The 26,014-nt window shown below is 58.1% G+C and carries 35 protein-coding genes and 1 pseudogene; 19 read left to right on the forward strand and 17 right to left on the reverse strand.

Features of this window, described 5'->3' with window-relative positions; genetic code table 11:
- Positions 1 to 308: 308 nt before the first annotated feature.
- Together NKH59_RS16825 and NKH59_RS16830 are read right to left on the reverse strand one after the other, a co-directional pair.
- Entirely contained in the window at positions 309 to 1,316 is a 1,008-nt protein-coding gene (locus NKH59_RS16825) for an RcgR family putative quorum lactone hydrolase (protein ID WP_353022408.1), read from the reverse strand.
- Complete coding sequence (locus NKH59_RS16830) at positions 1,306 to 2,919, reverse strand: RcgA family putative transporter (RefSeq protein ID WP_353022410.1); 1,614 nt, start codon at positions 2,917 to 2,919, stop codon at positions 1,306 to 1,308. Before NKH59_RS16830 ends, NKH59_RS16825 begins: the two co-directional genes overlap by 11 nt.
- A gap of 112 nt (positions 2,920 to 3,031) precedes the next feature.
- On the opposite strand from NKH59_RS16830, the gene NKH59_RS16835 reads away from it, so the two are divergent.
- A complete protein-coding gene (locus NKH59_RS16835) occupies positions 3,032 to 3,343 on the forward strand; it encodes a hypothetical protein (RefSeq protein ID WP_353022411.1) in 312 nt (103 codons plus the stop codon).
- A 255-nt stretch (positions 3,344 to 3,598) separates the two neighbouring features.
- Here NKH59_RS16835 and NKH59_RS16840 read toward each other — a convergent pair whose 3' ends face one another.
- From NKH59_RS16840 to NKH59_RS16865, 6 genes are all read right to left on the reverse strand, one after another.
- Complete coding sequence (locus NKH59_RS16840; RefSeq protein WP_353022413.1) at positions 3,599 to 3,772, reverse strand: hypothetical protein; 174 nt, start codon at positions 3,770 to 3,772, stop codon at positions 3,599 to 3,601.
- Positions 3,773 to 3,796: 24 nt separating this feature from the next.
- Positions 3,797 to 4,213 carry a hypothetical protein gene (locus NKH59_RS16845; protein ID WP_353022415.1) on the reverse strand — a complete coding sequence of 139 codons (417 nt, stop codon included), beginning with the start codon at positions 4,211 to 4,213 and terminating at the stop codon, positions 3,797 to 3,799.
- A 12-nt stretch (positions 4,214 to 4,225) separates the two neighbouring features.
- Positions 4,226 to 4,765 (reverse strand): hypothetical protein, encoded by a 540-nt coding sequence (locus NKH59_RS16850; RefSeq protein ID WP_353022417.1) that lies wholly within the window; start codon positions 4,763 to 4,765, stop codon positions 4,226 to 4,228.
- A gap of 90 nt (positions 4,766 to 4,855) precedes the next feature.
- Positions 4,856 to 5,569 (reverse strand): thermonuclease family protein, encoded by a 714-nt coding sequence (locus NKH59_RS16855; protein WP_353022419.1) that lies wholly within the window; start codon positions 5,567 to 5,569, stop codon positions 4,856 to 4,858.
- A complete protein-coding gene (locus tag NKH59_RS16860) occupies positions 5,566 to 6,108 on the reverse strand; it encodes a thermonuclease family protein (protein WP_353022421.1) in 543 nt (180 codons plus the stop codon). Before NKH59_RS16860 ends, NKH59_RS16855 begins: the two co-directional genes overlap by 4 nt.
- Entirely contained in the window at positions 6,105 to 6,713 is a 609-nt protein-coding gene (locus NKH59_RS16865) for a hypothetical protein (RefSeq protein ID WP_353022586.1), read from the reverse strand. Before NKH59_RS16865 ends, NKH59_RS16860 begins: the two co-directional genes overlap by 4 nt.
- 157 nt (positions 6,714 to 6,870) lie before the next feature.
- Between NKH59_RS16865 and NKH59_RS16870 the strand changes: the two genes are divergently transcribed.
- From NKH59_RS16870 to NKH59_RS16930, 13 genes are read left to right on the forward strand one after another with little or no spacing between them, the layout of a single operon-like run.
- Positions 6,871 to 7,821 (forward strand): lytic transglycosylase domain-containing protein, encoded by a 951-nt coding sequence (locus NKH59_RS16870; RefSeq protein ID WP_353022422.1) that lies wholly within the window; start codon positions 6,871 to 6,873, stop codon positions 7,819 to 7,821.
- Positions 7,822 to 7,833: 12 nt separating this feature from the next.
- Complete coding sequence (locus NKH59_RS16875; RefSeq protein ID WP_127241580.1) at positions 7,834 to 8,181, forward strand: TrbC/VirB2 family type IV secretion system protein; 348 nt, start codon at positions 7,834 to 7,836, stop codon at positions 8,179 to 8,181.
- Between the two features lie 2 nt (positions 8,182 to 8,183).
- Positions 8,184 to 8,483, forward strand: a complete 300-nt coding sequence (locus tag NKH59_RS16880; RefSeq protein ID WP_353022425.1) for a VirB3 family type IV secretion system protein — start codon at positions 8,184 to 8,186, stop codon at positions 8,481 to 8,483.
- Between the two features lie 3 nt (positions 8,484 to 8,486).
- A complete protein-coding gene (locus NKH59_RS16885; protein ID WP_353022427.1) occupies positions 8,487 to 10,901 on the forward strand; it encodes a VirB4 family type IV secretion/conjugal transfer ATPase in 2,415 nt (804 codons plus the stop codon).
- A gap of 56 nt (positions 10,902 to 10,957) precedes the next feature.
- Entirely contained in the window at positions 10,958 to 11,983 is a 1,026-nt protein-coding gene (locus tag NKH59_RS16890) for a lytic transglycosylase domain-containing protein (RefSeq protein WP_353022588.1), read from the forward strand.
- 11 nt (positions 11,984 to 11,994) lie between these two features.
- Positions 11,995 to 12,699 carry a type IV secretion system protein gene (locus NKH59_RS16895; RefSeq protein WP_353022429.1) on the forward strand — a complete coding sequence of 235 codons (705 nt, stop codon included), beginning with the start codon at positions 11,995 to 11,997 and terminating at the stop codon, positions 12,697 to 12,699.
- Positions 12,689 to 12,913 (forward strand): hypothetical protein, encoded by a 225-nt coding sequence (locus NKH59_RS16900; RefSeq protein ID WP_502908706.1) that lies wholly within the window; start codon positions 12,689 to 12,691, stop codon positions 12,911 to 12,913. Before NKH59_RS16895 ends, NKH59_RS16900 begins: the two co-directional genes overlap by 11 nt.
- Before the next feature lie 15 nt (positions 12,914 to 12,928).
- On the forward strand, positions 12,929 to 13,960 hold the full coding sequence (locus NKH59_RS16905) for a TrbL/VirB6 family protein (RefSeq protein ID WP_353022431.1): 1,032 nt from the start codon (positions 12,929 to 12,931) through the stop codon (positions 13,958 to 13,960).
- Between the two features lie 38 nt (positions 13,961 to 13,998).
- The gene (locus tag NKH59_RS16910; protein WP_353022433.1) at positions 13,999 to 14,691 is read left to right on the forward strand and encodes a VirB8 family type IV secretion system protein; all 693 of its coding nucleotides are present in this window, start codon (positions 13,999 to 14,001) and stop codon (positions 14,689 to 14,691) included.
- Positions 14,688 to 15,497, forward strand: a complete 810-nt coding sequence (locus NKH59_RS16915; RefSeq protein WP_353022435.1) for a TrbG/VirB9 family P-type conjugative transfer protein — start codon at positions 14,688 to 14,690, stop codon at positions 15,495 to 15,497. Before NKH59_RS16910 ends, NKH59_RS16915 begins: the two co-directional genes overlap by 4 nt.
- A complete protein-coding gene (gene virB10, locus NKH59_RS16920) occupies positions 15,497 to 16,723 on the forward strand; it encodes a type IV secretion system protein VirB10 (RefSeq protein WP_353022437.1) in 1,227 nt (408 codons plus the stop codon). Before NKH59_RS16915 ends, virB10 begins: the two co-directional genes overlap by 1 nt.
- Positions 16,704 to 17,720 (forward strand): P-type DNA transfer ATPase VirB11, encoded by a 1,017-nt coding sequence (gene virB11 / locus NKH59_RS16925; RefSeq protein ID WP_353022439.1) that lies wholly within the window; start codon positions 16,704 to 16,706, stop codon positions 17,718 to 17,720. Before virB10 ends, virB11 begins: the two co-directional genes overlap by 20 nt.
- The gene (locus NKH59_RS16930) at positions 17,717 to 19,855 is read left to right on the forward strand and encodes a type IV secretory system conjugative DNA transfer family protein (protein WP_353022441.1); all 2,139 of its coding nucleotides are present in this window, start codon (positions 17,717 to 17,719) and stop codon (positions 19,853 to 19,855) included. Before virB11 ends, NKH59_RS16930 begins: the two co-directional genes overlap by 4 nt.
- A gap of 156 nt (positions 19,856 to 20,011) precedes the next feature.
- On the opposite strand, the gene NKH59_RS16935 is transcribed toward NKH59_RS16930, so the two are convergent.
- Complete coding sequence (locus NKH59_RS16935) at positions 20,012 to 20,509, reverse strand: hypothetical protein (RefSeq protein ID WP_352486540.1); 498 nt, start codon at positions 20,507 to 20,509, stop codon at positions 20,012 to 20,014.
- A gap of 378 nt (positions 20,510 to 20,887) precedes the next feature.
- Here NKH59_RS16935 and NKH59_RS16940 point away from each other — a divergent pair.
- Positions 20,888 to 21,779 (forward strand): annotated as a pseudogene (locus tag NKH59_RS16940) (ATP-dependent DNA ligase).
- The gene (locus tag NKH59_RS16945) at positions 21,766 to 21,993 is read left to right on the forward strand and encodes a hypothetical protein (RefSeq protein WP_353022443.1); all 228 of its coding nucleotides are present in this window, start codon (positions 21,766 to 21,768) and stop codon (positions 21,991 to 21,993) included. Before NKH59_RS16940 ends, NKH59_RS16945 begins: the two are co-directional and overlap by 14 nt.
- Here NKH59_RS16945 and NKH59_RS16950 read toward each other — a convergent pair.
- Genes NKH59_RS16950 through NKH59_RS16970 form a run of 5 tightly spaced genes read right to left on the reverse strand, consistent with a single transcriptional unit; the run spans position 21,990 to position 23,625 of the window.
- Positions 21,990 to 22,235: a hypothetical protein gene (locus tag NKH59_RS16950; protein WP_353022445.1), complete on the reverse strand. Its 246-nt coding sequence runs from the start codon at positions 22,233 to 22,235 to the stop codon at positions 21,990 to 21,992. The genes NKH59_RS16945 and NKH59_RS16950 overlap by 4 nt on opposite strands.
- Complete coding sequence (locus tag NKH59_RS16955; RefSeq protein WP_352486534.1) at positions 22,232 to 22,432, reverse strand: hypothetical protein; 201 nt, start codon at positions 22,430 to 22,432, stop codon at positions 22,232 to 22,234. The genes NKH59_RS16950 and NKH59_RS16955 overlap by 4 nt, the downstream gene beginning before the upstream one ends.
- Positions 22,429 to 22,614, reverse strand: a complete 186-nt coding sequence (locus tag NKH59_RS16960; protein ID WP_353022447.1) for a hypothetical protein — start codon at positions 22,612 to 22,614, stop codon at positions 22,429 to 22,431. The genes NKH59_RS16955 and NKH59_RS16960 overlap by 4 nt, the downstream gene beginning before the upstream one ends.
- An 18-nt stretch (positions 22,615 to 22,632) precedes the next feature.
- Positions 22,633 to 23,337, reverse strand: a complete 705-nt coding sequence (locus NKH59_RS16965) for an SOS response-associated peptidase (RefSeq protein ID WP_353022448.1) — start codon at positions 23,335 to 23,337, stop codon at positions 22,633 to 22,635.
- Between the two features lie 9 nt (positions 23,338 to 23,346).
- Positions 23,347 to 23,625: a hypothetical protein gene (locus tag NKH59_RS16970; RefSeq protein WP_353022450.1), complete on the reverse strand. Its 279-nt coding sequence runs from the start codon at positions 23,623 to 23,625 to the stop codon at positions 23,347 to 23,349.
- 93 nt (positions 23,626 to 23,718) lie between these two features.
- Between NKH59_RS16970 and NKH59_RS16975 the strand changes: the two genes are divergently transcribed.
- Entirely contained in the window at positions 23,719 to 24,012 is a 294-nt protein-coding gene (locus tag NKH59_RS16975; RefSeq protein WP_352486530.1) for a hypothetical protein, read from the forward strand.
- Positions 24,009 to 24,188: a hypothetical protein gene (locus tag NKH59_RS16980; RefSeq protein WP_353022452.1), complete on the forward strand. Its 180-nt coding sequence runs from the start codon at positions 24,009 to 24,011 to the stop codon at positions 24,186 to 24,188. Before NKH59_RS16975 ends, NKH59_RS16980 begins: the two co-directional genes overlap by 4 nt.
- 137 nt (positions 24,189 to 24,325) lie before the next feature.
- Here NKH59_RS16980 and NKH59_RS16985 read toward each other — a convergent pair whose 3' ends face one another.
- Together NKH59_RS16985 and NKH59_RS16990 are read right to left on the reverse strand one after the other, a co-directional pair.
- On the reverse strand, positions 24,326 to 24,616 hold the full coding sequence (locus NKH59_RS16985) for a hypothetical protein (protein ID WP_353022454.1): 291 nt from the start codon (positions 24,614 to 24,616) through the stop codon (positions 24,326 to 24,328).
- Positions 24,617 to 24,650: 34 nt separating this feature from the next.
- Positions 24,651 to 25,118, reverse strand: a complete 468-nt coding sequence (locus NKH59_RS16990) for a Ros/MucR family transcriptional regulator (RefSeq protein ID WP_353022456.1) — start codon at positions 25,116 to 25,118, stop codon at positions 24,651 to 24,653.
- A gap of 450 nt (positions 25,119 to 25,568) precedes the next feature.
- Here NKH59_RS16990 and NKH59_RS16995 point away from each other — a divergent pair, with 450 nt between their 5' ends.
- Positions 25,569 to 25,790, forward strand: coding sequence for a hypothetical protein (locus NKH59_RS16995; RefSeq protein ID WP_292328535.1), 222 nt, complete (start codon positions 25,569 to 25,571; stop codon positions 25,788 to 25,790).
- Between the two features lie 31 nt (positions 25,791 to 25,821).
- Here NKH59_RS16995 and NKH59_RS17000 read toward each other — a convergent pair whose 3' ends face one another.
- The gene (locus tag NKH59_RS17000; protein WP_353022458.1) at positions 25,822 to 26,010 is read right to left on the reverse strand and encodes a hypothetical protein; all 189 of its coding nucleotides are present in this window, start codon (positions 26,008 to 26,010) and stop codon (positions 25,822 to 25,824) included.
- Between the last annotated feature and the right edge of the window lie 4 nt (positions 26,011 to 26,014).

Raw genomic sequence — 26,014 nt, forward strand, 5'->3', positions numbered from 1 at the left:
ACGCTGGGCTATCTGAGCCCCGTGGAGTTCGAGGAACAAGCTATGTTAGCTTAACCTCGTGTCCGAAAAACCGGCAGCAGGCCAATCTGCATCTGTGTACGGTAGCCACACCTTGGGCCTGCAGCACCGGCCTGATCGGCGATGATTGAAGCGAGGATTAGCGGCACGGGTCGGTTCCGGTAGGCGGGCGACCCCGGATTCATCACTTTCGTATCGTGACGCCTACCAGAGAATTTGCTGGTGAACTGACCGGCGAACGCCAAACTCATGCTCACCGGGCCGACTTGTCAGCAGACGACAGAAACCGCTCAACGGCCGCGTCTCAGTAGCCGCTTCAAGCTCAAACCGGCCAACAAAATGTAAGGTGGAATGGCGAGCGAATAGTGACCACAGTTTAACTCCAAAATATTTGGCCTAGCCCCGGCGTCCTTCAGCCTCTGCATGAACCTCTCCGATAGCGCTGGCAACACCACTTTGTCTCTCTTAGCCAACACAACCTGAAGATCGAGATCAGGCCGTGCCAAACTATGCGCGTAATTCTCCAAGTTAAGTGGACCCCAGGCCCTTCTGAGATCGGTCAGCTCAATCTCAGGCTCAAGGCTGGCGCGTATCGATCGTGTCGCGCGACCCGTCCAAACCATATCCGCTAGACTCCCCGCCGTCAGAAACAACGAGGCTTTTGACACAGCCAAGTCGTGTGCCGCGACTATGGCCGCTACCCAGGAACCTAAGCTCATTCCGAGAACCGAAATCTCTCGATAGCCTTCGCTTTTCAACCAACGTATGAGTTTTCGCCCATCCAACACTGCCTGCCTTACAGATTGGATCGTTCGACCGAGACTAGGGCTAAGCATATAGTCGGCGTGCACTGAGCCGGGACGGCTGCGTTCGAAGTGATAAGGCATAGCAATCTCGACAACCGTGATGCCACGCTGCGAGAAAAAGTTGGCAATCTGACGATTCCGGGCGCTTGCATTCCAATGGTGAAAAATTACCATCGCCTGATCGAACGACCCGCTTTCTGTGATTTTCGCCGAGACGACGTTGTTCTGTTCGATATCAGTAGAAATGTCCGATGGAAATTTGAGCCACCCATCTAGCCTTTCAAAACCCTGATCACTCACACTCGGCTCATCGAAAAAGGCCGGATCAGCCACGGCTTGGTCCGCAAGGGCACAGAACTCCTCGATACTTGTTATCTTCTTCGCGCCTGGAAAGGCGCGTTCTGCGTCAAGGACGAAATCCGTTGGTTTCTTCCCTTCCTCACCGCGTCGCGCCCGCCGCTCATCCCAATGATCAAGCCAACTATGATACACTCTGATTGTTTCCTAACTTACTCGCTCGCCATCGCCCCAATCCTGGATCAAACAGGCCGTATATTGCGAGCAGCACTCCAACGCCCAGAAGGATCGAAAAGCCGGCAAATGCATCGATCAGCAAGTAGCCGGCCACGAGTAACGCGACGATCGCTGACATCCTCCACAAAGGCATACAAAACCGACGTTCGACACCTAAACGGATGGAGCCGTACAGAAATACAACACAGGTCGAAATAGCGATAAGAAGGCTACTGTAGTGGGTCGGCCTACGATAGCTGATCCCGGCGCTCACATCATTGCGCCCATAGAAGGCGGAAGACATATCTCCGACCAACCAAGCCACAACATTCTCTCCACGCGATGTCAGGTAAGCACTCTGGACCTTCATGACTATGGCGATCAGAATCCCCAAAACAGTACACCGAAAAATCCCACGCATAACCCTGAGGCTGGCTTCACTGAGCTCGTGTTGATAATCCATCTCCGGCCGATTACTCGCTGCTTCTCCGATTCTCCAAAGATCATGGATCACCGTATAGAGCAAAATGAGACCTACGAAGAACAGATAAAAGCACAGGCACATGTACAGGTAAGCGAGCCCGGTGAATACGACCGCTTCTGGCACCGATATGACCTCAGGGCGCACAATCGCTAACGAGCCCCAATCCGTCGCATAGTTGCCACCACCTTTCATCAACGGCATCAATGACACGCCGATCCACTGAAAAAGACCGGCGAACAGCACACAAATCAAAAAAACCGCCCAATATGAATACGAAGAAGCTTCTACGCTGTGCGCCCAGGCATCGTCGCTTTCCATCTTGTCGCCGTGCGCTACAAGCTTTGGGCGGCCTTCATCTTTCCAAAAGGTCACTAGCTCGGTCACGAAGGCAAAAAACAGTGGCAAAAACACCATGAAGACGAATGTCCAATTCGCTGTCCAAAGAAACCCAACCTGCTTGACGACGCCATCCGCCCGGCCATATGTCACGCTGTGAATCCCCGCAATATACGACAAAAACCCAAGAGCGGTGACACCCGCAAACACCGACGCCGGTAAATTCAGGGGAGATCCGTGACTAAAAAAAGCCTCCGATTTCCTCGCCAAACTAAAACGCCGCCTCGGCCCCTTGGCGTCAGTATTCCGTTTTAGCTCTGCCGGAGACGCTGTGTCGTCATCGAACGTCGCAGCCAGTGCTGTATCTGGAAACTCCTGTGCAACGCTGCTTCCGGCTCTTTTCCATTCTCTTCTCTTGGCCGATAGCCGCGATTGCGCCGCACTAAGCTCCATCTGCCATTCGCTAGTTGCCACCGGATCATCGCACCCAAAAACCCTCGCCAGCCAACGAATGTTGGCAGTGCTAATTCCCTTCTCGTTCTCTTGAAACCAAAGCTGCACCGTTCGCAGATCGACCCCAATCCGGTTGGAATCGATCTGTGAAATCGCCTCTGCGAGTAGCTCGGGCGTCCATGGGCCTGCAGGAAACCCGTCCTTGCCCAATGGCCGACCAGCACCCGCCGCGGCCAACCGCTTGAATAATTCTTTGAAATCACTTTCGTCTCCCGGCGGAGGGAGAAATATTTTTTCATTCTTAATCAATGGCTTACAGGCGCTGCTTTCGTTTCGTTTCGCTAGCCTTCGTATCCTATCGTGCTCTCGTCCTTGATCAACGTTTTTATCAACTCGATTTTGGCCGGCGAGAGAGGATCGAATGAAGGGACAGACGGGTTTGTGGGATGTCGATGAACGCTATGCGCGGCTGGCCGACATAACCGAACGACATGTCGCAGCTCAAAGAGCGGCCAAAGCGTTCCGAGAGGCTGAGAAGGGGCCCGGGGCTGGCGACGTGATCGCCTTGGACGAGGCCGCGGCGCGGCGCAACGTGATTGGGTATCAGCCCACCGATCACCGGGAAGCCATCGGGAAGCTGGTATACATCGCGGCATATTTGATCGCGAGGCGGGAGCGTCTCGAGGAAAGGGAAATGGCGACGGTTATGGAGATAGCGGCGCCGTTTGGGTGAGGTGATCAGCCATCATGGGGGTAAAAAAGCCCGCTGAAAAGCGGGCTTTTGGCATGCCACAGGTGCTTAAAGCTCTGGTAGGCCGAAGCAGTCTTTAGAGGGACGTATCTTCGACGACAGCAACGGGTCGACTCCGGTCATTCGGGACAGTTCTGGCCAAAAAATTCATGTGCTGATTGATGGCACAACATGAAGGGAAAAGGCCCACCGCCCAGGCGGGCTCTTTTGTAGCGCAGACGTTTCCTTGATGGCCTGTCACAGCAAGTCAGGCCTTCCATGCACCAGGCGGATGAGTCCGGCCTGTACCGCGCCGGTGACGATTCCAAAAAGCAACGCAGCCAGCAAGTTCCAGCCGAAGCAGAGTGAGATGACGAAGCAAACCACCGCTGTTGCAAGGGCCGTCACGCAGTCGAGAAATTGATCTTCCATAACGAACACCTTTCCCGTATCGGCCTAAAAGATTGTGGCAACCCATCCGCCGTTGGCTGACTTTGCGAAGCCCACAACACGGTTGAGAGGCTGTGCCTTGGGCGACATCTTGACCGTGGTCATGCACGAAACGCCGGGGCCGTTGTTGTTTTTGTCGCACTGGCCAAGGGAAAGCGATATCTTCGGCAGGTCGTTGCGATCCCAGACCAACGGTGAGGTGGATCGCGCGTTCTGATAGGCAGCCAGGGCCTCACCCTCTGACGGTTTCTCCACGACTGGCAGAGGACACAGTGAGGGATCAGCGGCTATCGCCGCCGTGAGCTCGGCCTTGGCAATGGTCCTTGCCTCGACAGTCGGGTGTGGAATTGCCAGCCAGGTTCCGCCGGCGCCGGCCGCAAGGCCGACGCCGGCTGTTATGGCGAGTAGGACGGCATTGTTCATCGCTCTGACCCACTAGAGATTCAGATTGAACCAGTGGCGTTGCTTGACGCCCTGATCATTCGGAATGTCGAAGTACCAGGGGTCAGCGCGTCTCGGCCGCTGCGAGGAAATCTGCTTGATGCAAGAGTTTTCTCCGTCACGGGCACGGCGGCTCAAGATCACGCCGGGTTGATGGGCGGGACCGTTTAGACCGGGGTGCGTTTGACAGGTGTTGAGGGTCTTGACGCAACGATCCGGTGCGCTGCGATTTCCGTCCCGGCCATATCGGCTATAGCCGATCTTGGTCCCTTCGGGGCAATCGGCATATTCCTCACGACCCGGTGCACCGGACTTTGCTTCGTTGCAGATGGGCCACGAGAAGTCAGGCTTCGACATGGCAGCAATAAGTTTGATCATCGGCGGGACGCAGTATTCCACGCCATGCCAGGAAGGGTTTTGCGAGGCTGCGCAAAGCAGGACTTGGCAGCCCCAGGATGCGTCTTGTGCCTTGGCCGCTGTGGCTGGAAGGAGCGCGGCGCCGGCGATGCCGGCGGCATAAATCAGGTGTTTCATGTCAGGCGGTCCTCTCGATGATGATTGTGGGCGTCGCCCAGACGACAGACGGTGTGTCGCTGCGTCTGCCACGTAGACGAAGTCCGGCAGCTATCGGTCTGTCCTCAACGGTCGCTTGCGGGCATCGGCAAAAGGCGGGGATATTTCACTCTCGCGTTCGGCCAGCAGATTGAAATCAGCGATCGGCCGGCGATCTGGCGTCTGGTCGACCGCCTTGCGGCGCCATTCATTCATGTCGAGCACGTAGGTTGCCCACATGCCGTAGTGCGCGGCCATGGCGTAACGCTGATAGGCGGCATATTGGCCATTGACGAGATAGGGCGAGGCAACTCGCGCCCAGCCGACACGAAGCATTTCCAGGGCAAGATCTCGAGCGCCGGTGGTGCAACGCGCGATCGCCGTACCGTCGACTCTGTAGGAGACGACGTTGCAGGTCACCGACTTGTTGCCGACCGTCCGTTTAAGCCATGCCTTGGCAAATGGTCCGCACGGAACGGGTGGAGGAGCCTTCACGCGCTCACGGTCTTCCCACTTGGGATCGAGTGCCCATTGCGGCAGCTCGCAAGCGTCGATGTCGGCCAATTGGACGCTCTGTGCGTACTGAGGGTACCAGAGCGTTCGCCCGTCCATGACCGCGACCCGCCCCCTTAGAACAGGATGCACCCGGGTCACCTGGGCGGCGGATGGTTCTACGGCTGGCCGGTAGACCTTGCGGACAGGCTCATTCCTGATGACATCCGCCGCTTCGACGGCCTCAGCGGTGAGGGCAAGCATTGCTGCCGACAAGAGGAGTTGGGCTTTCATTGCTTCGCCTCCTTCTTGGCGCGCTCGTTGGCTGTCTTGGCCAACAGGACTGCCGGGTGCACAACATCGCGGAACTGCCAGAGACCGGCCTTGCGTTCGCGGGCGTCCAGCTCGGCCACGGAGTACGGCGGATGAAGTGGCATGCCCTGATCATCGAGCGAAGCGAAGGCGTAGCCGCTCGAAATCATCATGGTGGCGAGGTCGAGGCGATCCTTGCCAACGGTGGCATAGCAGATGACGTAGGTTAGGTCCGCGGTCTTGGCGACCGGCGCGCAAACCGGCTTGGTGTCCTTGATATAGGCAGCAAACATTGCCAGGGACGCATCGCCACAATCGCGCTTTTGCCCCTTCAAGTCGGTGTAGTTGGTGCCGCGAAGGCAGGATTGAACCCCAAGCAGGCGATAGCGTTGCCCCTCTGCAACCCAGGTATCGCCGGTTTCCAGTGTTATGCCCGGCTCCAGGTCAAAATAGCCGTCAGGCGCACTAAGCGCCGTTGCAACACTGGCCACGGTGAGCGTAAGGGCGAGTGAACACCTCATTGGGCCTTCACTCGCGGATCGGCCCACATGCCGTAGGACCCTTCTTTGCCGACATCTTCGGCCTGCGCGAGGTCCGGCCGGTCATAGGAGCCATCGGGCTTTTTTGTCAGGCGCAACGCGCCAAGGGACAAAAGCTGCTCCTCGAACATATCAACGGAATCGAGGCTGCCGGGATAATTGTAGTAGCCATAGCAGGTGGCATTCTGCGTCGGTGACGACTGCTCGCTGACGAAGGCCCGGCAGAAGATGACCTTCGGGCTTTTCAGCATGATTTGCAGCTGCTGTTGCGCGAAGTCGGCGCAAGTGCCGGCAAAGCCTTCCTTCCGGTTGACCACTTCACCTTGGCACGGCTGGAGGCCGTAAAGGTGAAGATTGGTCTTACCATCGACCCGGAAATCCGTGGGCGATACCGCCACATATCCGGATGCTGACGCGTAGCCCTTACGGTCCACGGCTTTGCCGCTGCCGTCGTAGTATTCGACGACCAGCACCGTCTTGCCCGGTGCCGCCAGCGACTTGATGTAGTCCTTGTTGACGCTGTCCACCGACCAGGCCGGCGTTGCGATAACGCAACCTGCGAATGCAGCAAGGATGGTCCGTTTCATTTCCAGCCCTTTACCATATTGGTTCATGCCGAATCCCACTTTTGGGGGGTTTAAGTGTGGCGCAAAAACTTGTATCGCTACACCAAATCGGTTCATACAACGGCGAACTTAATCGGTTTTCACCACAATCTCAACACCGCAAATGGGGCGGGTCGCGATGACAAAAAGGGCTGGAACGAGCAGCATTGCAGGCAGCGGGGGTCTGATTTGCTCGACCCTGCTGAATGTGCTCGCCACTGGCGCCGCAACGGCCCAGGAAGCGCCGAAATCCGCCAACTTCGTGAATATTTTCGCGCAAACTGAAAGCGTCAATGACGCTGCGATCAGTAGAATTTTCGATTCTAGATGGAGCCTGAGCGGCGGTCATTACGTCGTCAGCGAGAACGGCGTTGTCACGCCAGAGAAGACAGCCAAAAAGGGCCGCCAGGCAGACACCCATATTGGTACACTGAAGGGGGCTTACACGACGGGAGACGACACTCCGGAAAATACCATTGTGGGTAAGATACCGACAGAACAGATTACCCAAAATGGCTTGGAAAACCCGGCTCAAGACAGCACGGCAGGCGTGCAGGCTTGCGGTCCGTCACCGCTAAGCCCTTCGGAAATCAAGAAATTAGTTGTCGATGCGGCGCGGCGTCACAAGGTCGACGAGGTTTTCGCCACGGCGATTGCCTGGGCGGAAAGCGGCTTCGACCAAACTCGCAATTCGGACAAGGGCGCGCGCGGCCCCATGCAGCTCATGCCTGCCATCGCCGAACGATTCCAGGTCGAGGACATCTGCGATCCGCAGCAGAACATAGAAGGCGGCATGAAGTACCTGCGGGTCCTGCTCGACGAGTTCCAAAATCCTCTGCTCGTCGCCGCTGCCTACAACAGCGGCGAGCCACGGATCTACGCGTACGGCGGCATCCCGCCGTTCCGGGAGACCGTCGGCTACGTCGCCAAGGTGGTCAATTACCAGCTCGGTTTGCCCATGCCGAAGGCGAGGGCAAAGCCCAATGCATCCGGGACCACTACAATCGCAGGCGGTGGTGAAGACGGCGACGTCGGTGTCATCGCCGTGAAGAAGACCGGCAAGTTTGTCGGTGGAGTGATGCACTTTTGAAGGAGAGAACGCATGAAGTGCAATGCAATTGAGGGACCGAGGGTCGGCGCCTGGAAGCTGGCAGCCGTTCTTGGATTGGCTGCGGCCGTGCACATGGCCGGCGTCGATCTAGCCTTGGCGCAAAGTGGTGGTGGCGGCGGCGCTTTCGCGCCACTGCAGACGGCCGTTCAAATGATCGTGGATTTCATCACCGGTCCGTTCGGCCGGCTGCTAGCGATCATTGCGGTGATCGGCCTCGGCTTCCTCGCCTTCGCCGGTCGGCTGTCGTGGTTCACGGCAGGCGCCGTCATCGTCGGCATTGGCCTGGTCTTCGGCGCGCCCACCATCGTCGATGAAATGATTGCCGCTGTCGGCAAATAGCGATGGCTGAGTTCGAGGACGAAAAGCCTGCCCTGACGCCGCTGGTGATCGGCTTGACCCGTTCACCGACGCTTTGGGGCGTGCCGTACATGGCTGTCGTTATCGTCGTCGGTTGCACGATCATAGGGTGGCTCGGCTCCAACTCCCTGTGGGCACTGCTGACCGCACCAATCGCCTACCTCGTCCTTTTCACGCTGTGCACCTGGGACAGCAAGATCCTCGACGTAATGCAGGTTGCGTCGCGCAAGACGCCCCGCACGCTCAACAAGAGCTTTTGGGGCGCCAATTCATACGGACCATAGCCGATGCTGAAAGTCGTCACAGATGAGCTTGGGTTTGGCAAGGCCGCTCAAAACGAGCGACCTATGTCGACTCATATCCCGTATTTGCGCCATGTCTCCGATACGGTGATCGGCTTGGAAAATGGCGCCTTGATCAGCGTCATCAAGCTCGATGGCCTGTTCTTCCAGACTGAGGACCAGGCCACGCTAAACATGCGCTCCGTCGTGCAGAACACGATGATCCGTGCGCTCGGTTCCAGCCGGTTTTCGCTGTGGTCGACGGTCATTCGCCGCGCGGTTGAGACCGAAATCGGAGGCGCTTTTGATGACCCGTTCTGCGACCTGCTCAACAAGCGTTACATGGAACAGTTGCGCCACAAGCGCATGTTCACGAACGAGATCTACCTGACCATCGTCAGGTCAGGCATGAGGGGTGCGCTCGGCATCGGTGACACCCTTAAGCGGATACTCAACAACGCCAGCCGCGACGGCCGCTCTCAGCAGTCACGCGAGGACGTGACGGAACTGGAGGAGCTGGTCACCAACGTCACGCGCGAGCTCGAGAAATACGGCGCGCGCGCGCTCGGCATCGCTCGCCGCGACGGCGAGCCATATTCCGAACCCTGCGAGTTCTTCAACACAATCCTGACCTGCGGCGTGCCACGTAAGATGCGGCTCCCGCGCATGGGCATCAGCAATTATGTCGGCACGTCTCGCCTACATTTCAGCAAGCGGACTATGCAGGCACAAGCTGCTGTCGACGAGGACAGCCGTTTCGGCGCGCTTCTGTCGGTAAAGGAATATCCCCCCTTTACAGGGCCGGGAATGCTCGACGGCCTTTTGCAAGTCAATCACGAGTTCATCCTGACGCAATCGTTCACAATCGCGGACAAGCCCATTGCTCAAGAGCGAATTACCCGCCTGCAGCGTCAAATCCAGGCCTCGGATGAAGCCGGTAGCTCGGTCGAACACGACATCGATTTCGCAGTTAACAGCCTGATGAACCAGGAAGCCGTTTTCGGCTTCCACCATCTGACACTGTTGTGCCTGTCGCGCGATCTGGAGGGCGTGAGCAAGGCGGTCTCCGAGCTTGGGGCATGCCTCACCGACATGAACATCAACTGGCTGCGCGAGGATATGAACCTCGAAGCAGCCTTTTGGGCGCAATTGCCCGGAAATCACAGTTACATCGCCCGCAAGGCGTTGCTGTCGAGCGGCAATTTTGCCGGTTTGTCGTCGATGCACAATTTCGCGACGGGGCAATCCGACGGCGCGCATTGGGGCCTGCCGATCACGATCCTGGAAACGACTTCGCAAACGCCGTACTGGTTCAACTTTCACCAACGCGACATTGGCCATTTTCTCGTCACCGGTCCAACCGGCTCGGGCAAAACAGTCGGCCTGACGTTCTTGCTTGCCCAGGCTATGCGTATCAATCCCGCGCCTAAGGCAGTTTTCTTTGACAAAGATCGCGGTGCGGAGATCTTCATTCGGGCGGTTGGCGGCGCCTACGAGGTACTGTCCCCGGAAACACCCACCGGCTTCAACCCTCTCCAGCTCGAGAACACCGGACCGAACCGGGATTTTCTCCTGCGGCTGCTAAAGGCAATGCTTCGCGCCAGCGATCGTCGTCGCGACTTTAGCCAGGAAGACGACGACACACTCGAAAAGGCCTTGGCTCGGCTCATGCAAGAGCCTGCGGCTGAGCGTAACTTGGTGAACCTGTCGACCCTGCTCGTCGGCCGCTCTCGCGCAGACGCCAACGACCTTCATGCACGGCTGCGGCCATGGATCGACGGCGAAAAGGCATGGCTGTTCAACGCTCAGCACGACGTTTTGTCGTTCTCAGGACATCGTGTCTTTGGCTTCGACATGACCAACATCCTCGCAAATGAGGAGTTGCGCACACCGGCGCTGATGTACCTCTACCATCGGCTGGATGAGCTGCTGAACGGCGATCCTGTGATGTTCTTCATGGATGAAGGCTGGCAGCTGCTCCAGGATGAGACCTTTTCGGCGTTCATCGTCGACAAGATGAAGACCATCCGCAAGCTCAACGGCATTGTCGGTTTCGGAACGCAGTCGGCGGCCGACATCGCCAAGGCCCGCGCATCACACACGCTGATCGAGCAATCGGCAACGAACATCCATTTCCCTAATCCGCGCGCGGACGAGGAAAGCTACATCACCCGCTTTGGCCTGACGGTCAAGGAATTCAACTTCATCAAAAACACCCCGCCTGAGAAGCGCACTTTCCTCGTCAAGCACGGGAATGACTCGGTCATTGCCCGGCTCGATCTGTCGTCGATGCCCGACCTGGTCAAGGTCCTGTCGGGCCGAAAGAAGACGATCGAGGAGTGCGCAGCACTTCGGGAACAATACGGCGACGAGCCGGAAAAGTGGCTGGCTGACTTTTGCGGATGGGAGAAGGCTCAATGAGAAATCGTCTTGCCCTTGGCTTGCTGGTGACAACACTCGCCACCCCCGTTCCGGCAATGGCGTCCGGTGTTCCCGTCATCGACGGAGCGAACCTCGGTACAAAAACGGATCGGAAGGACAAGACCGGCGAAATCGAAAAGACCGACAAGGACCGGTTTTCGATCAACAAAGGGGTGACCTGCTCCGTCTTCAGGGAAGGTCGCAAGGACGATCCGATCGCGGCCGCGCAAGCCAACCCCGAAATCGTCGGCCTGGTCAAAAGGGTCGCGAGGGAAGAAGGCGTTGACGAGAACCTGTTTATGGCTCTCGTCTACCAGGAAAGCCGTTTCAATCCGTGCGCCCAATCCGGCGCCGGCGCATATGGCCTCACACAGCTGATGCCTGGGACGGCCAGCGATCTCGGGGTCAATCGCTACAATATCGAGTCCAATTTGCGTGGCGGCGCCCGCTATCTGAAACAGCAGCTCAGGCGGTTCGGCGGCAACGTGAATCTGGCACTTGCCGCCTACAATTCTGGTCACGGCAACGTCCAGAAGTACGGTGGCATCCCACCGTTCAAGGAAACACAGGGCTACGTCAAAAAGATCACGCAACAGTGGCTGCCAGCACTCGGTGGGGCGAACGGGGCGGACATTCCGATCAACTATGGCGGCGGCAGCACATCGTACACTGGCATGCGGGATTCGACGATCAACGCCATGGCGACGTCGCAAGCCGCCCAGGAGAGCGGCGCCAACGTCGCGTCATGGCTGCAGCAGCTCGGCGGCCTGACCACTGGAACCATTCAGGACAGTTGGGACCACAATTCCGGTGCGCGAAACGCCAATCTCGAAATGATGAACCAGGTCATCCTGCTCGGGACGACAACGGCAGACCTGTTCAATTCAAGAAACACGATGCAGCTGACTGAAACGTCAGGCTCATCTCAGTCATCTGGATACAAAAACAAAGGCGAAATGCCACGCGAAACCACTGGTCTGTGCGACCCGCGCGAAGGGTTCGAATGGAGCCCGGCGGACAAGGCCTGCGTCCAGAAGCGCGAGCGTGAATCCGCCCTCAACCTGCAACTCAAGCTTCAATAAGGAGACCCTCTATGAAGCGCTCTATCCTCACTGCGTGCTCGGTTCTCTTTGCTTCCGCGGCATGGGCATCAGGCGTGCCCGTCATCGACGGCGCCAATCTCAAGGTGGCCAAGGAAACGGCCATGACCACCGACAAGATCCTGAACACGAACAAGGACATTCTGTCGACTGTCGAAGACACGTTGAAGGCCGTAACCGGCGATCGCGGCAGTGACGCCGACCAGATGCAGAATCTGGCTGTTGGCAACGGTTTCAGCGTGTCCTCCATGCCGTCCTTCGACAGCATCATGTCAGGCGGTGTGCCAAACTTCGGTGGCATGGGTGGCGACATCAGCAAGATCGCTACCACCTTCATCAATGGCCTGCAGCTTGTGAAAAGTCTCTCTGGCAAGTCAAACAGCGGCTTTTCCAGCGACAAGTCCTATGAAGAGCTGATGAACACGGTCCTTGGCGTCTCGGCCCTTGTGACCGGATCGCAGCAGGCCGTGACAACGCGCCGGAGCGCCCTTGAGCAAGCAGGACAGAGCATCGGCCAGGCTCAGGACATCAAGGGGTCGATCGATCAGAACACCCAATTGCAAGTCCAGGCCGGCCTCACCATCAACGAGCTGATCGGCGTGATGAACGGTGCTGTCGGCTCCCTGCAGGCCGATAACCAGCGCCGGCTCACCGACATTTCCAACTCGAAGAAGGCGTTGACCTACGGTGGCAACTAAGCCTGCTCACATAGTCAGGGCCTTGTTCGTGGTCGTGATCGCGGCCGGCGTTGCCGGCTGCGGTACGGCCAAAGAGAAAACGGCCCCCTGCAAGCGACCCGCAAATCTGACGTCCTACGCTGCCGATCCTCGCCAGGAATGCGGCCCGATGTCGTACGTCAACGGCGACCCGGCCACGGCCATGGCCGAGATAAAAGCGATGGCAACGCAGTAAGGGCGATCGGCGGCAATGGAAGATTTCTTAGGCAACCTCCTCGACCGAATTGAAGACACAGGCAGAACCTTCTCGGAAAGGGCATATGGGATTGTCGGCAGCGAAGTCACGCCGCTGCTCAATGTCCTGTTCCTGGCCTATGTCGCTTATTACGGCCTGCAGCTCTTCATGGGAACGTCCAGGGTCAGCGTTGCCGAAGTCATCGGCCGTGTCGCCCGGATGGTGATCATTTTGCTGATCGTCAGAGAATGGAGCAGTTTCGACACGCTGTTTTACAGTTGGCTGAACAGCACGCCCGAGGATGTCGGGCGCGCGATTCTGACTGCCACGGGAACCGGCATCACCGAACCGACAAATGGCCTGTCGATGATCTGGAAGACCGCCAATGAGGCAGCGGCGGCGTTTGCGGAACAGTCGGGCTACTTCGCGATTCTGCCGTCCATGATCGGCTTTCTCATCATGCTTTGCGTGGCAGTGTTTATCGCCGTCGCGCTGGCGATCCTGTTGCTGGCGAAGGTGATGATGTGGGTGCTGATCGGAACGGCCCCGATCTTCATAGCCTGCATGCTGTTCGAGCAGACGCGACGCCTTGGCGTGTCGTGGTTCCAACAGGTCCTTCTCTACGCGCTGATACCGCTGTTCATCTATGTGGTTGCCGCCTTCCTCATCGCCGCCATGGATCCCGAACTAACCAAGGTGACGAATGCAGCGAACCAACGCCGGCTGCAGCTCAGCGACGTGTCGGCTTTCCTGCTGCTGTGCTGCGCAGGCGCGTTCGTTCTTTTCCATATCCAGGTGTTGGCGCAAAGCATCGTCGGCGGCGTCTCAGCGGGCATCGGCAACGTCGCGAGGGCTGTTGCGCAATACTCCGGCATGACGGCGCCAACGAAGGCACTCGACGTTGCGCGCGGCACGGCAGGCGTGGTCGGCAATGCCGGTATGCGTGCACGCGATCGTATCCAATCCGGCATGGTTGCCAACATTCGCGCGGCCAATGAGCGCGCTGCCATGCAGAACAGAATCTCCAACAACAGCATGCCTCGCTGAGGCTGCTCGCTGGCAGGCAAAGTAAGGACTGGATCAAGATGGCAGACAACGAAGGTGCGCTGAGGAGCTATTTTCAGGACGGCGATCGATGGGAAAACGAGATCGTCAAGAAGGCGAAGCGCTCCCGGTCGTTTGCATGGTTCGTGGCGCTGCTTTTCGGCGCGATCACATTGCTGGCGCTCGCAGCCCTCGTTCTCTTGGTCCCGCTGAAAAGCTTCGAGCCGTATATCGTCGAGGTCGACAAAAACACCGGCTATATCGAGGTCAAGACAGGCCTGACCAAGCCGTTGACCCTGACAGAGACGCAAGCCATCACGCAAGCCAATGTGGTCCGCTATATCCGCCACCGCGAGGGGTATGATCCGTTCGCCATCGAAGAAACCTTCGGCATCGCCGCTCTGCTGTCGACCGGGGATGCGGCACGCGAGTTGGCAGAGCAGTACAGCGCAGCCAACCCGAACAATCCGACCAAAGTCTACGGCAAAAACAAGCGCGTGCTGGTCGACGTCAAGTCCGTGACGTTCTCGAATGCCAGCACGGCGCTGGTCAGGTTCTCGACAACGGAAAAGTCTGACACGGAGTCGATCGTCCGGCACTACATTTCGGTTGTGCGCTACCGGTATACGGAGACGCCGGAAACGAATGAATGGCGGTTTGAAAACCCCCTTGGATTCCAGGTCTACAACTACCGCCGCGACCAGGAAACGGTTACGCCGGGGGACAAGGGATGATAAAACGCCTGCTGTTTTCGGCGGCGCTTTCCGTCGCCATCCAGACTCACGCCCATGGCGCGCAAACGCCTCGTCCGGGCAACCTCGACGGGCGCGTTACCAGCGCCGTGTATCAGCCGAACAACGTGGTCACGGTCAATGCCACGTATGGCATTTCGACTATGATCATTTTCGACGAAGACGAGAAATTCGAAACGATCTCGCTCGGCGACACGGAAAGCTGGCAGGTTGCGCCTTCCGAGAAGGGCAACATCCTGTTCGTCAAACCGGTCGCCAAGAACGTCACCACCAATATGAACGTGGTGACGACGAAACGAATCTATTTCATCGAGCTGCACGACTATGCGCCAGAGGCAGGCCACAAGGTCTTCGGCGTGCGCTTTGTCTATCCGGAGAAGGATCTGAACGCCGCCTTGCGCAAGGAGGCGGAATATAGGGCGGCAAACCCCAACGTTTCGAACATCGACAAGGCCAACGTCAACATTGACTACTCGTTCTCGGGCGACGCGGCCCTGAAACCGTCGATGGTCTTCGATGACGGCAAGAAGACCTTCTTCAAATTCAACGGCCGCGTGCCGGCGATCTTTGCCGTTCAATCGGATTTTTCCGAGACGCTGCGCAATTTCCGCAAGGAGGGCGAATATCTCATCGTCGATGGCGTCGCCACTCAATACACGCTGCGCGACGGCGATCGGTGGACGTGCATTTTCAACCTTCGAAAGCCCGACTTCGGGACCCCAGACCCCGACATCCTCGGCCCGGCTCCCGATCGCCACGCTAAGAAGCGCTGGAGGAGCGGTAACTGATGAAGCAATCTCCAGAACTAGAGGCCATGCTTGCCGGCGACGATACGGCCATTGCCAACAAGAATGCCAAACGCAATCAGCTGCTCGGCGGTGCTGCGCTGCTAATCGGTGGCGTTGTCGCCGCCTATTTCGTCCTCTCGCCCGCCAAGGAAACCTCTCATGACATCACCCAGGGCGACGAGGAGTTTCGGACCACGACGTTCCGTCCCCCGTCATTCGTGCGCGAGCAGGATAAGCCGGAGCCGCAACCTGACCCGGCGATCATCAATATTCCGCCACCGCCCGAACCGGTTGAACCGAAGGTCGATACGACGGGATTCAACGTTCCACCGCCGCCTCCTCCGGTTGCCGAGCCGGCCATGGCGCCCCCCCCCGCGAACGAACCGCCACCGGAAGAATTTCCGCAACGCTACAGATCAGGGCTGATCTCGCTCGACCAGGCCAAGGCTGAGGACGGCGCCGGCGGGCTTGGCGGCATCAATGGCAACGGCCCTACGGTCGCTGGCGAAGATCGCAATAGCAAGTTCCTTGCTGCTGCATCGAGCCTGGCCGACCGTGGTGCGAAAGCCACCCAACTCAAGCGCATTGATGCCTTGATCCCGGAAGGCACTCTCGTTCCCGGCATCCTCGAAACGGCAATCAACAGCGACTTACCGGGGCAGATTCGGGCGATCACGTCTCAGGATGTTTATTCGTTCGATGGCCGCCGCATCCTCATTCCGACGGGAACGCGGCTGATCGGTGAGTATCAGTCCGACGTGACCAGGGGACAAAAACGCATCTTCGTCATCTGGACGCGGCTTATCCGTGATGATGGCGTGAGTGTCCGGCTGAACTCGATCGGAAGTGACAGTCTCGGCCGTTCCGGTCTCACCGGCCATGTCGACAACAAATGGCGCGAACGGTTCGGGTCGGCCATCGTCCTTTCCATCGTCGGCGCCGGCGACAGCTACCTGACCGGCTTCGGAAGCGACCAAGCGTACGGGCAGAACAACGACGATGCCAAACGTGGCGAGGAACTGGCGCGCGATACAATCGCTCAAACCTTCAGCGACATGGCCAACCAGGCTTTGAGCGAAAATCTCCGCATCCCCCCGACCATCAGCGTGGGTCAAGGCGAGCGCATCTTTGTTTATGTCCGACAGGATCTCGATTTCAGCGCCATGTACGACGATCCCGTCACCGAAGCGATGAAGGAAATCCAACGTGAACGTCGCCGTAGGTAGAGCCCCGAACCCTTATCATTTTCTCGATCGCGCGCTGGCTCCGCTGAAACCATTCCTGGAAGACCCGCGCGTCGTCGAAATTTCGATCAACAAGCCGGGCCACGTCTATGTCGAACGTCTCGGCTCCAACCATATGGAGCACCACGAGATTCATAAGCTGACTGCCGCCGAAATCCAGAACATCGGTGAGCGCGTCGCCGGCGCGACAAGTCAGTTTATCAGCCGCTCCAAGCCCATCCTCAGCGCCGCGCTGCCGACAGGCGAACGCATTCAGGTCGTCCTGCCGCCGGCCGCTCCGGAAGGCGGCTCAATCTCGATCCGCAAGCAGGTGGTCAACAACTTCACGCTCGAGGAGTATCGCGACAGCGGTTCGCTCGACAAAGTATCGGTCGCTGTCGGCGGCCTAAGCGACATCGATCGCGACTTGATTGCCCATCTGCGCGCCGGCCGTATCTATGACTTCATCCATACGGCCATCACGAAACGCGTGTCGATCCTGATCAGCGGCGGCACTTCCTCCGGCAAAACGACGTTTCTCAACGCATGCTTGAAAAGCATCGATGCCAATGAGCGCATTCTGACGCTTGAAGACACACGCGAACTGTTACCGCCCCAGGCCAACAAGGTGCACCTCGTCGCCTCAAAGGGCGATCAGGGCACTGCTGACGTGACGATTCAAAGCCTGCTCGAAGCATCGCTTCGCATGCGCCCCGACCGCCTGTTTGTCGGCGAAATCCGCGGCGCCGAAGCTTTCTCGTTCCTCCGCGCGATCAACACCGGCCACCCCGGCAGCATGTCTACTGTCCATGCCGACACGCCGATGGGTGCCTACGAGCAACTTGCCATGATGATGCAACAGGCTGGCATGTCGTCAGGTTATTCCAAGGCCGATCTGATGTCCTACATTCAGATGGTCATCCCGATCGTCATCCAGCTCCGCCGCGACGGCGGCAAGCGCGGCGTGTCGGAAATCTTCTTTGCCCGGGATGAATCATGAGCCAGGGCTATAAGGCCTTTTACCTGCTCTTCTGCACCGGAATCGTCTTTGCAGTCTGGATTCTCGGCTATGGCATTGGCCTCCAGATTTTTTTCCGTGACGGCCGCATTCTCGAAGCGACGATCACCACCAATCCATTCGCCCCATTGCAACAATTCTGGCTCTACAAGAGCAACACCACATTGCAGATGGTCGCAATCGGGGCGCTCGTCCCTGCCCTCCTTGCCGGCGGCCTAGCTGCATTGCTCGGCCTTCGGCCACAAGGCAGCCCACTCGGTGACGCGGCCTTTCAGGACATCGCTTCTCTCCGCCGCGGCAAGTGGTTTCGCAAAGCCGGCCATGTCTTCGGTCGCGTCGGCCGCAAAATCCTGCGCACCAAGGATGATCGTCACCATCTGATCATCGGGCCGACAAGATCGGGCAAAGGCGCCGGCTATGTCATCCCCAATGCTCTGATGCATGAAGGGTCGATGATTGTTACCGACCTCAAGGGAGAGATTTTCAAGGCGACGGCCGGCTATCGCCGACGCAGCGGCAGCCAGGTCTTCCTTTTCGCGCCAGGCGCGGAGCGGACGAACCGCTACAACCCTCTCGACTTCATTCGCCAGGAACGCGGAAATCGCACGACCGATATCCAGAACACTGCGAGTATTCTCGTTCCCGAAAACACGGAATCCGAAAACTCGGTGTGGCAGGCGACCGCTCAACAGGTCATGGCGGGCGCTATCAGCTATGTGCTGGAAAGCCCGTTTTATAACGGCCGGCGCAATCTCGGGGAGGTCAACTCGTTCTTCAACAGCGGCGTCGACCTGCAGGCGTTGATGAAATTCATCAAGGCAAAAGAGCCGTACCTGTCCAAATTCACATTAGAAAGCTTCAACGCGTATCTGGCGCTTTCCGAGCGCGCCGCCGCTTCGGCCTTGCTCGATATTCAGAAGGCTATGCGGCCGTTCAAGAACGAGCGTGTCGTCGCCGCGACGAACGTCACCGACATGGATCTCCGTGCGATGAAGCGTCGGCCGATCTCCGTCTACCTCGCGCCCAACATCACGGATATCACGCTGCTCAAGCCGCTCCTGACGCTGTTCGTGCAACAGACAATGGACATTCTTACCCTTGAGCACGATCCGAACTCACTGCCGGTCTACTTCCTGCTCGACGAATTTCGGCAGTTGAAGAAGATGGACGAGATCATGACCAAGTTGCCCTATGTGGCAGGGTATAACATCAAGCTCGCCATCATCATCCAGGACTTGAAGAATCTCGACGAGATCTACGGCGAGACCTCCCGGCATTCGCTGCTCGGCAATTGTGGTTATCAGCTCATTCTAGGCGCGAATGATCAGGCGACCGCCGACTATGCATCCCGTGCGCTCGGCAAGCGGACCATCCGCTACCAGTCGGAATCCCGCACGATCGAGCTCTTCGGCCTGCCAAGGCGCACGAAGGTCGAACAGATTCGCGAGCGTGACCTGATGATGCCGCAGGAAATCCGGCAGATGCCGGAGAGAAAGATGGTACTGCTTGTTGAAGGCCAGCGCCCGATCTTCGGCGACAAGCTGCGATTTTTCGAGACACAGCCATTCAAGTCCGCTGAAGCCTTTTCGCAGACTCACATGCCGGATGTGCCACCGATCGAATATCTCCCGGTACAGCCGGTTCCGGCTTTGACCGACGATTATAACCGGGCAGGCCAGCCCGCCGAAGATGCCGGTGCCCCGACTACCGGGATGGCTGGTTTCGAAAAGAGAATGTCATCACCAGTTAATGGCGCTGAGGCGATGCCAACTATCGCTGCGGCCGTGAAACCGGCGCCGGCAACAAAGGAGTCCGCAGCTCGCACCGTGAATCGCAAAGTTAGCCTGCCGAAACCGAAACACGCTAAGGCATCGAGTGGCGGATCTGGAAACGAAGCGGAGGAGAAACCGGAGGTAGCGGCGATCGACGCCAGGATTAAGGTTGCCGAAGAAGGCCTGAAACCTAGCGCTGAACGCCTCAAGGAAACAGTTTCTCAGAAAGTCGAAAAGCTCGTCCAGGCATCGCCCACGAAACGGCGAAACTATCTCGACATTTTCGCAACGACGGTCCCCGACCCCGTCGAACTCGGCCTGGAGGCCATGGAAGCCCCAGCATAAAGAGCCGCGAATTGCGGGTCTTTATGCGAATTCATGAGGGAACTCGCTCAGAAGATAAGTACAATGCCAGCGGCGGAGGGAATGTCATGTCGCGGAAAGGTGGTGACCAGTCACCCACGGCTGGCACGTGGAACGCCTGCAATGCGGACCAAGCCGTCATTTGGCCACGTGCAGATCCGCCCACCTTATCCTGAGGAAAGGCTTCGCCGTTTTGGGAAGCTTCGAGCGATCGACCATCCGGGATGATACTTCAAAATCCGCGTTGATCTTCACGACGAGCAGCTTGCTGAAGTTACCTGATACCTTCACGACAACCTCGTCCTTGGACTTGAACGGGGTGATGGTCTTGATCTCAACATGATCGTTGCCAAGCCTACCATCAGCACCCTGCGCATAGTTCTTGTTCAGCTTTATTCCGTAGGTGACAGCGCCGAAGAGCTCCCCAATGTCTCCGTACACATTTAGATGACGACCTGTCTCAACGTGGTAGCTTTCTGCCAGCGACAAGAGATCCTGAAAATACGGAATCAAAGATCTTATCGCATCAGGATACTTTGCTCGCCATTCCTGGTATCGGAGCTGTTCTTCCACGTCGGACCAGGAAACCCACTCTCCATCGTCATAGAAGGCCCGATCCCAGACATCAACTTCCATTTCACACCCCTTGGAAGTCCGTACTGTATCGGAAGCCGATCAGCAAGATGCGGTCAAGTATGAGCGCTTCGGGCTCAATCCAGCCGTCCATTGCGTCTGCTCTCGATTGCATGGGGTCTCGGTCGAGAGCAGTCATAGCCGGACCGCCATTCTATCCGGAGGACTCTTTGCCGCCGTTCGGTTTCAGAACAGCGGCCCGGCGTCTCATCGAGGGGGGACTGGCGCCGAGCCTAACCGGCTTACGGGGGTAGTTTTACCGGCTGAGGTGAATATAGGCTCTCTCATACATCATTGCTTGCTAATTTAATAGAATGATCATGTTCCGTTCCCCTAGCCGCCAGATTGTCCGGGCCTAGACTCGATCCCGTGCCTAAACAAATGAGTGCCGGCACCGGCCGGCTGGCGTTCATTCCACCGATGTTGCCGACCCTGGGTTGCGAAGCCTCCCGAGGGGGATGACTGGATTCACGAGGTCAAGCTCGACGGCTACCGCTCGCAGATCGTCATCAACGGCCCTGATGTTCGCATCTACACCAGGCGGGGCCTCGACTGGTCTGAAAAATATCGTGACCTGGTCGAAGCTGCGAAAGCGCTCGATGTCGAGACGGCGATCGTCGATGGTGAAACGATCGTCACCAACGATGCCGGCCTCCCGGATTTCGCCGCGCTTCGGCGAGCAATCACGCGACGACAGCATGACCTCTACTTCGTCGCCTTCGATCTGCTGCACCTCAACGGCCACGATCTGCGCGACATGGCGCTGGAGGAGCGTCGCGAGATCCTCGCTGGCATGATTGAGCCCGGCGGGCGCATCCAGTTCAGTGCAGCGCTGCCAGGCGAAGCCAAGGCCATCTTCCATCTGCTGGACAAGGCCGGCCTTGAGGGCATGGTATCGAAGCGCCGCGACAGCAAATACCGCAGCGGTCCGTCGACCAACTGGCTGAAGGCAAAATGCTATTCGATCGACGAATACGAGTTGCTCGGAGTTGAGCGCGAAGCGGGCAAGCCGGCGTTCGCTCTGATGGCGGATCGCGCGACAGGGAAATACGTCGGCTCGGCCTTCATCAACGCGCGCAGCGCCATCCGAGACCGGCTGTGGAAACGCGTCCAGGAATACGCCGGGCCGCCGCCGAACGGCATGAAGCGGCCGGCGACCCAATGGGTTAAGCCGGGCATCATCGGGCGCGTGAAGCACTTGCGCGGGGAGGAAGATTTGCGGCACGCTTCGCTGCAGGATTTCCGGGAGGAAGACGACAATGGCCGTGGCTAAGAAAGACCAGGAGCGCATCACCTACGCATGGATGTATGGCGCACAGGCCCGCAGGGATGGCAACGAACGCGATGTCCCAGCCGTTTGGGAGGAATTTGCCGACGCGTGGCTGCAGGGCTTTGATGGCGAGCCAATGGCCGGGGCCGGCAAGGCCAAGCCGATCAGCGATCAAATGGAAGCGGAGGTCGACGAGGCAGGCGTTAGCAAAGCCTAGAGCGGCTTGCCCGCGCGTATCATGGCGCGCGCGATCGCGAGCTGCGCTTCCGTCCTGGCATTCTCTTTCAGGGTCATGTTGTCGGCGGCAATGAGCCGCTTCAACGATCGCAGGATTTCGCCGCGCGTCCAGCCGACCTCAAGCATGCAATCGACGATCGCCTGAAAGCCGGGCTCCATGGCCTCCTGGCAATCAATGTCGCGGTCCTGATATTCTTCCTGTCTTTTCGGCGGACTGATCATCTTGCCCCCTGCAAATAGCGGTCGCCGTGCTCTCGGTGCCCGAAACAGAACCAGTGCGGTTCTTGCCTTGGCTTGGCAAAGCCAAACGGAGCACGCATGGCGCATCCGGTGAACTCGCAAACATGGTTTTCGATGCGCGCACGCTCGCGCGGGACGGCCGTCATGCCTTCCGCAAGTCTGGCCGGCTCGTCGCTCATCCGTATCGCTTGCCGAGGGGCGGCGCGTTCAGCGCGTCGAGCTGATCCTGAAGACGGCCATTCAGCACGATCATTTCCTTCAGGGCCTTCATCGTATCGCCTCTGTGCAAAGCCACGAACTTGTCGGCGACTGCCTGCAATGCCGCCTCCTGGCGGCTGTCCAGCGTGATGATGTGATCCATGGCTAAAACTCCCGCTGCTTAGAACAATGAGCCCTGCGTCGGTGCCCGTTGCGGCATTTTGATCTGGGTTGCCGGCTTCTCGACGATCACAAGGGCATCGTGGGGCGCAGTGCGCTGCAGTTTCTTCGCTTCCGGCCACGCCGCGGTCAGCCAGGTCTCAATCTCTTCCTGCGTGGTCAGGATCACCGGCATGGCTTTCTCATGGATCGGCTTGATCAACGCGTTGGGCGCTGTCGTCATGAAGCCGTAAAGCTCGAAGTCGCCTGGGCCATCCTTGACCTTGCGGACCCCGTGCCACGGCGTCCACAGGCCAGCGAAAAAGAACAGCGGACGGTCCTCGTTCCGCGCAAACCAATAGTTGCGTTGAATGCCAGTCTCAGGGTCTTTGTCACCGGGAGTAGGGGACGGCTCGGCAAAGCTGGTGACAGGCACAACGCAGCGATTCTCAACGCCGACATATTGCTGCCAGTGGCCGTATTGCGGGTTTCGTATGTTTGTGGTGCCTGGGTCCGAATTGCCTCGAACTCGTTCTACTGGTGTGGGCATTCCCCAACGGAGGTTCGCCAACTCGCGTTGGCCGTCGGATGCGTTGCGGACTACGGGTCCGAATTGGTTGGGGTAGATGTCTATCGACGGTTCCAGGTTGCCCAGAATGTCGCGCAGGGCACCTGTGAACTGCCGAATGGCCTCTTGCGACGTGGTGATGTTGTAGAGATTGCACATGTCTTGCCTCTAGTGGCGTACGTCAGCCTTCTTGCTTTCTCTCAGGTAAATGTCAGTCTGGTGGCGCATCGCGTCCGAAAGTGACAACGCCAGATCGAGGTCTTCCGGATAGACGGCCAGGATCCACACAGCCGTCAGTTCGGCGATGGCTTGTTTCTGGCCGACATCGGAGAGGCCGCGCATTTGCTTGGCCATCTTGCTGACGGTCCTGTGGATGACGGGCCGTTCACGCGTCACGGTAGCAATAATGTCCGCGTGCTTAGTCGGGTCGGCGACGAGAGGTTTCATGGGAGTGTCTCCATTTTGCCCGCAGTGAACAAAATGAGAACACCAGAGTCAATAGCTCTTGACGAAACAGGAATATGTTCCTCTTTCTAGTGCATGGCGCACGATCCGATCGACACGCTGGGCAAGGCGACCCGGCACAATATGCTCGTGAAGGCGGAATGCAGCTGCGGCAATGTCCGCTACTGCAGATCTGCCGATTTGATGATGGTGTACGGCGGTGGCGTCGATCCCCTGACCCTGAAATTCGACTGCAGTCGCTGCAAACCGCAGGTGAAAATCACCCTGATGGAGGTGCATCCGGAGCACCTGCCAAAGCGCCTGATGATCCACAAGCCGATGAAAGTCGACGGCAAGATCACATGGTACACAGAGCGGTTCCGAGGGTGAAAAAGACCCTCGCCGACACCCTGGCCGCCCGCGAAACCATGTATGTCAATTGCGGGCACCCGATGTGCTGCAAATCCACCAAGCTCGACATCAGGGCGTTGATAGACACGCTCGGCCCGGATCACGGCTCAATGCATTGGGATCTGGTCGGGCTCTTCGGCTGCGCATCATGCTAGACCGCCGGCCGCGACCGCCGGCCCGCCTTCTTCACCGTCATTCCTGATTACGAAGGCCAGCAGCGGGAGCGCAACCGAGACTGGAAACCGACCTTCGATCGGGTCCCTGGGACCTATGGTGTGATCGCGGAAGCCACTCAGGCGCTCCCGTCCGTCTCGCTTTCCTCATCGATCATCCGCACCGGCAGATAGGCGTTCGTTTCCAGCCACTCCCGAAGCACGATCTGAATGAGGTCCGCGCGGCCAATTTTCATCTCGGCGGCAATCGAGTTGAGCGCATCCTCGGTTGCCGGTTCCAGCGGCACGCCTGTCACGTTTCTGAGCATCAATGCAGCTCGACGCAATATAATCTGCAGATCCGCACGTGACATGTCCCCGATGCGATCGGCCGCGCTTTCAAGCTCTACGGCAATAGATTGACGCGTCATCGCATCGAGCCCGCTTGCCTGAGGCAGGGTCTTCTTAGGCCTTCACCCGCCTGGCTGGTGCCTTCTTGGCTGGCGCCTTCTTGGTGGGCATTTTTGCGCTCGCCTTGCGACCAAGTCCGATAGACTTCGCCAGCTCTGACCGTTGTGCAGCGTAGCTTGGTGCCACCATAGGGTAGTCCCGCGCCAACCCCCACTTGGCTCGATACTCGTCAGGCGTCATGCCAAGCAAGCCCAAGTGCCGTTTCATCGACTTGAACTTGCGCCCATCTTCCAAGGAAATGATATGGTCGGGAAACACAGATTTTTTGGGATTGACCGCCGGGGTCTGTGTTGGCTGCTCAACTACAGCTGGCGTGACTAGGCTAACAAGAGCGGAATTCACCGAAGAAATAAGATCGGGCAGGCCTGCTACGGGTACTGCGTTATTTTGGACAAACGCCGCGACAATATCCGCAGTCAATTCCATCAATTCCGCGTTCTGGCGATTGTTCACTTCGGTCATTCATCAACTCCTATTGCTATTCCGCTTTCGTATGGCGGAAAGTCGGATAGCGCAAGAAGCAGGTCCACAAAACGGAATACTCGGGATCATCGGCCGGCCGCTGCGGTTTAAGGCAGAGTCTTGAAAACTTCCGCACCTGGAACTGTACACGCCTACATTGCTAGACGGCACGCCTTCGTTCCGGCAAAGCTGCGAATCGCGGGGCCACTGGCAATCCGCAGGTCGGCGGGTTCAGGCAATGCTCATTGAAAGATGGGCCGCCGACTTTCCTTTTGGCTGTAAAGCTCGGCGGGTTGTCGCTCTCAATTGCCGTCACAGATTGATCGGCGGGACGTGGCGACGCGGATGGCTGTCATACGTGCCATTCGGACGGACCGGCGTCGTCGGTGCCTTGCTTTTGTGTCGGAGCAGAACACTTGCCTTTGGGTGATCACCTTGTCATCATCCCTCATGACCAAGGATGAAGCAGAACAGGGTGTTCGCTACTTTTGCACAAAATGGGCTGAAGAGCGTGGGCTTCCTCATCAGCCAGAGAATCCAAGATTTTCCGATTTCTTTTCTTGGCTTGAGCAGAAGTCGCCGGGCCACTTGAAATTCCGCAGCAGTACTTCGGTGCGGGACGACGTCGAGCGATGGTTCATTGACGAATTCAAGCAAGGTTGGCGCTATTAGCAGGGTGATTTGCCGCGGATTTTCATTGCGGTCAGTGGATCCCTGCAGCAGGTTGTAGATCGAGCCGTCCTTGACGTTTATATGCTGCCCAAGCCTCGGCGGGCACTGCCGAATCCGCCCGGGCCAGCCAGTCCGCGCGCTCAGCCTCGGTGAGTGAATTCCACCACTGCATACCGGCTATTTCGTCAGCAGTCGGATTCCGGTTCGGTTCGTCTGCCATTTTC

This window comes from Mesorhizobium sp. M0998, from assembly GCF_040318885.1.
Taxonomy (GTDB): Bacteria; Pseudomonadota; Alphaproteobacteria; order Rhizobiales; family Rhizobiaceae; genus Mesorhizobium.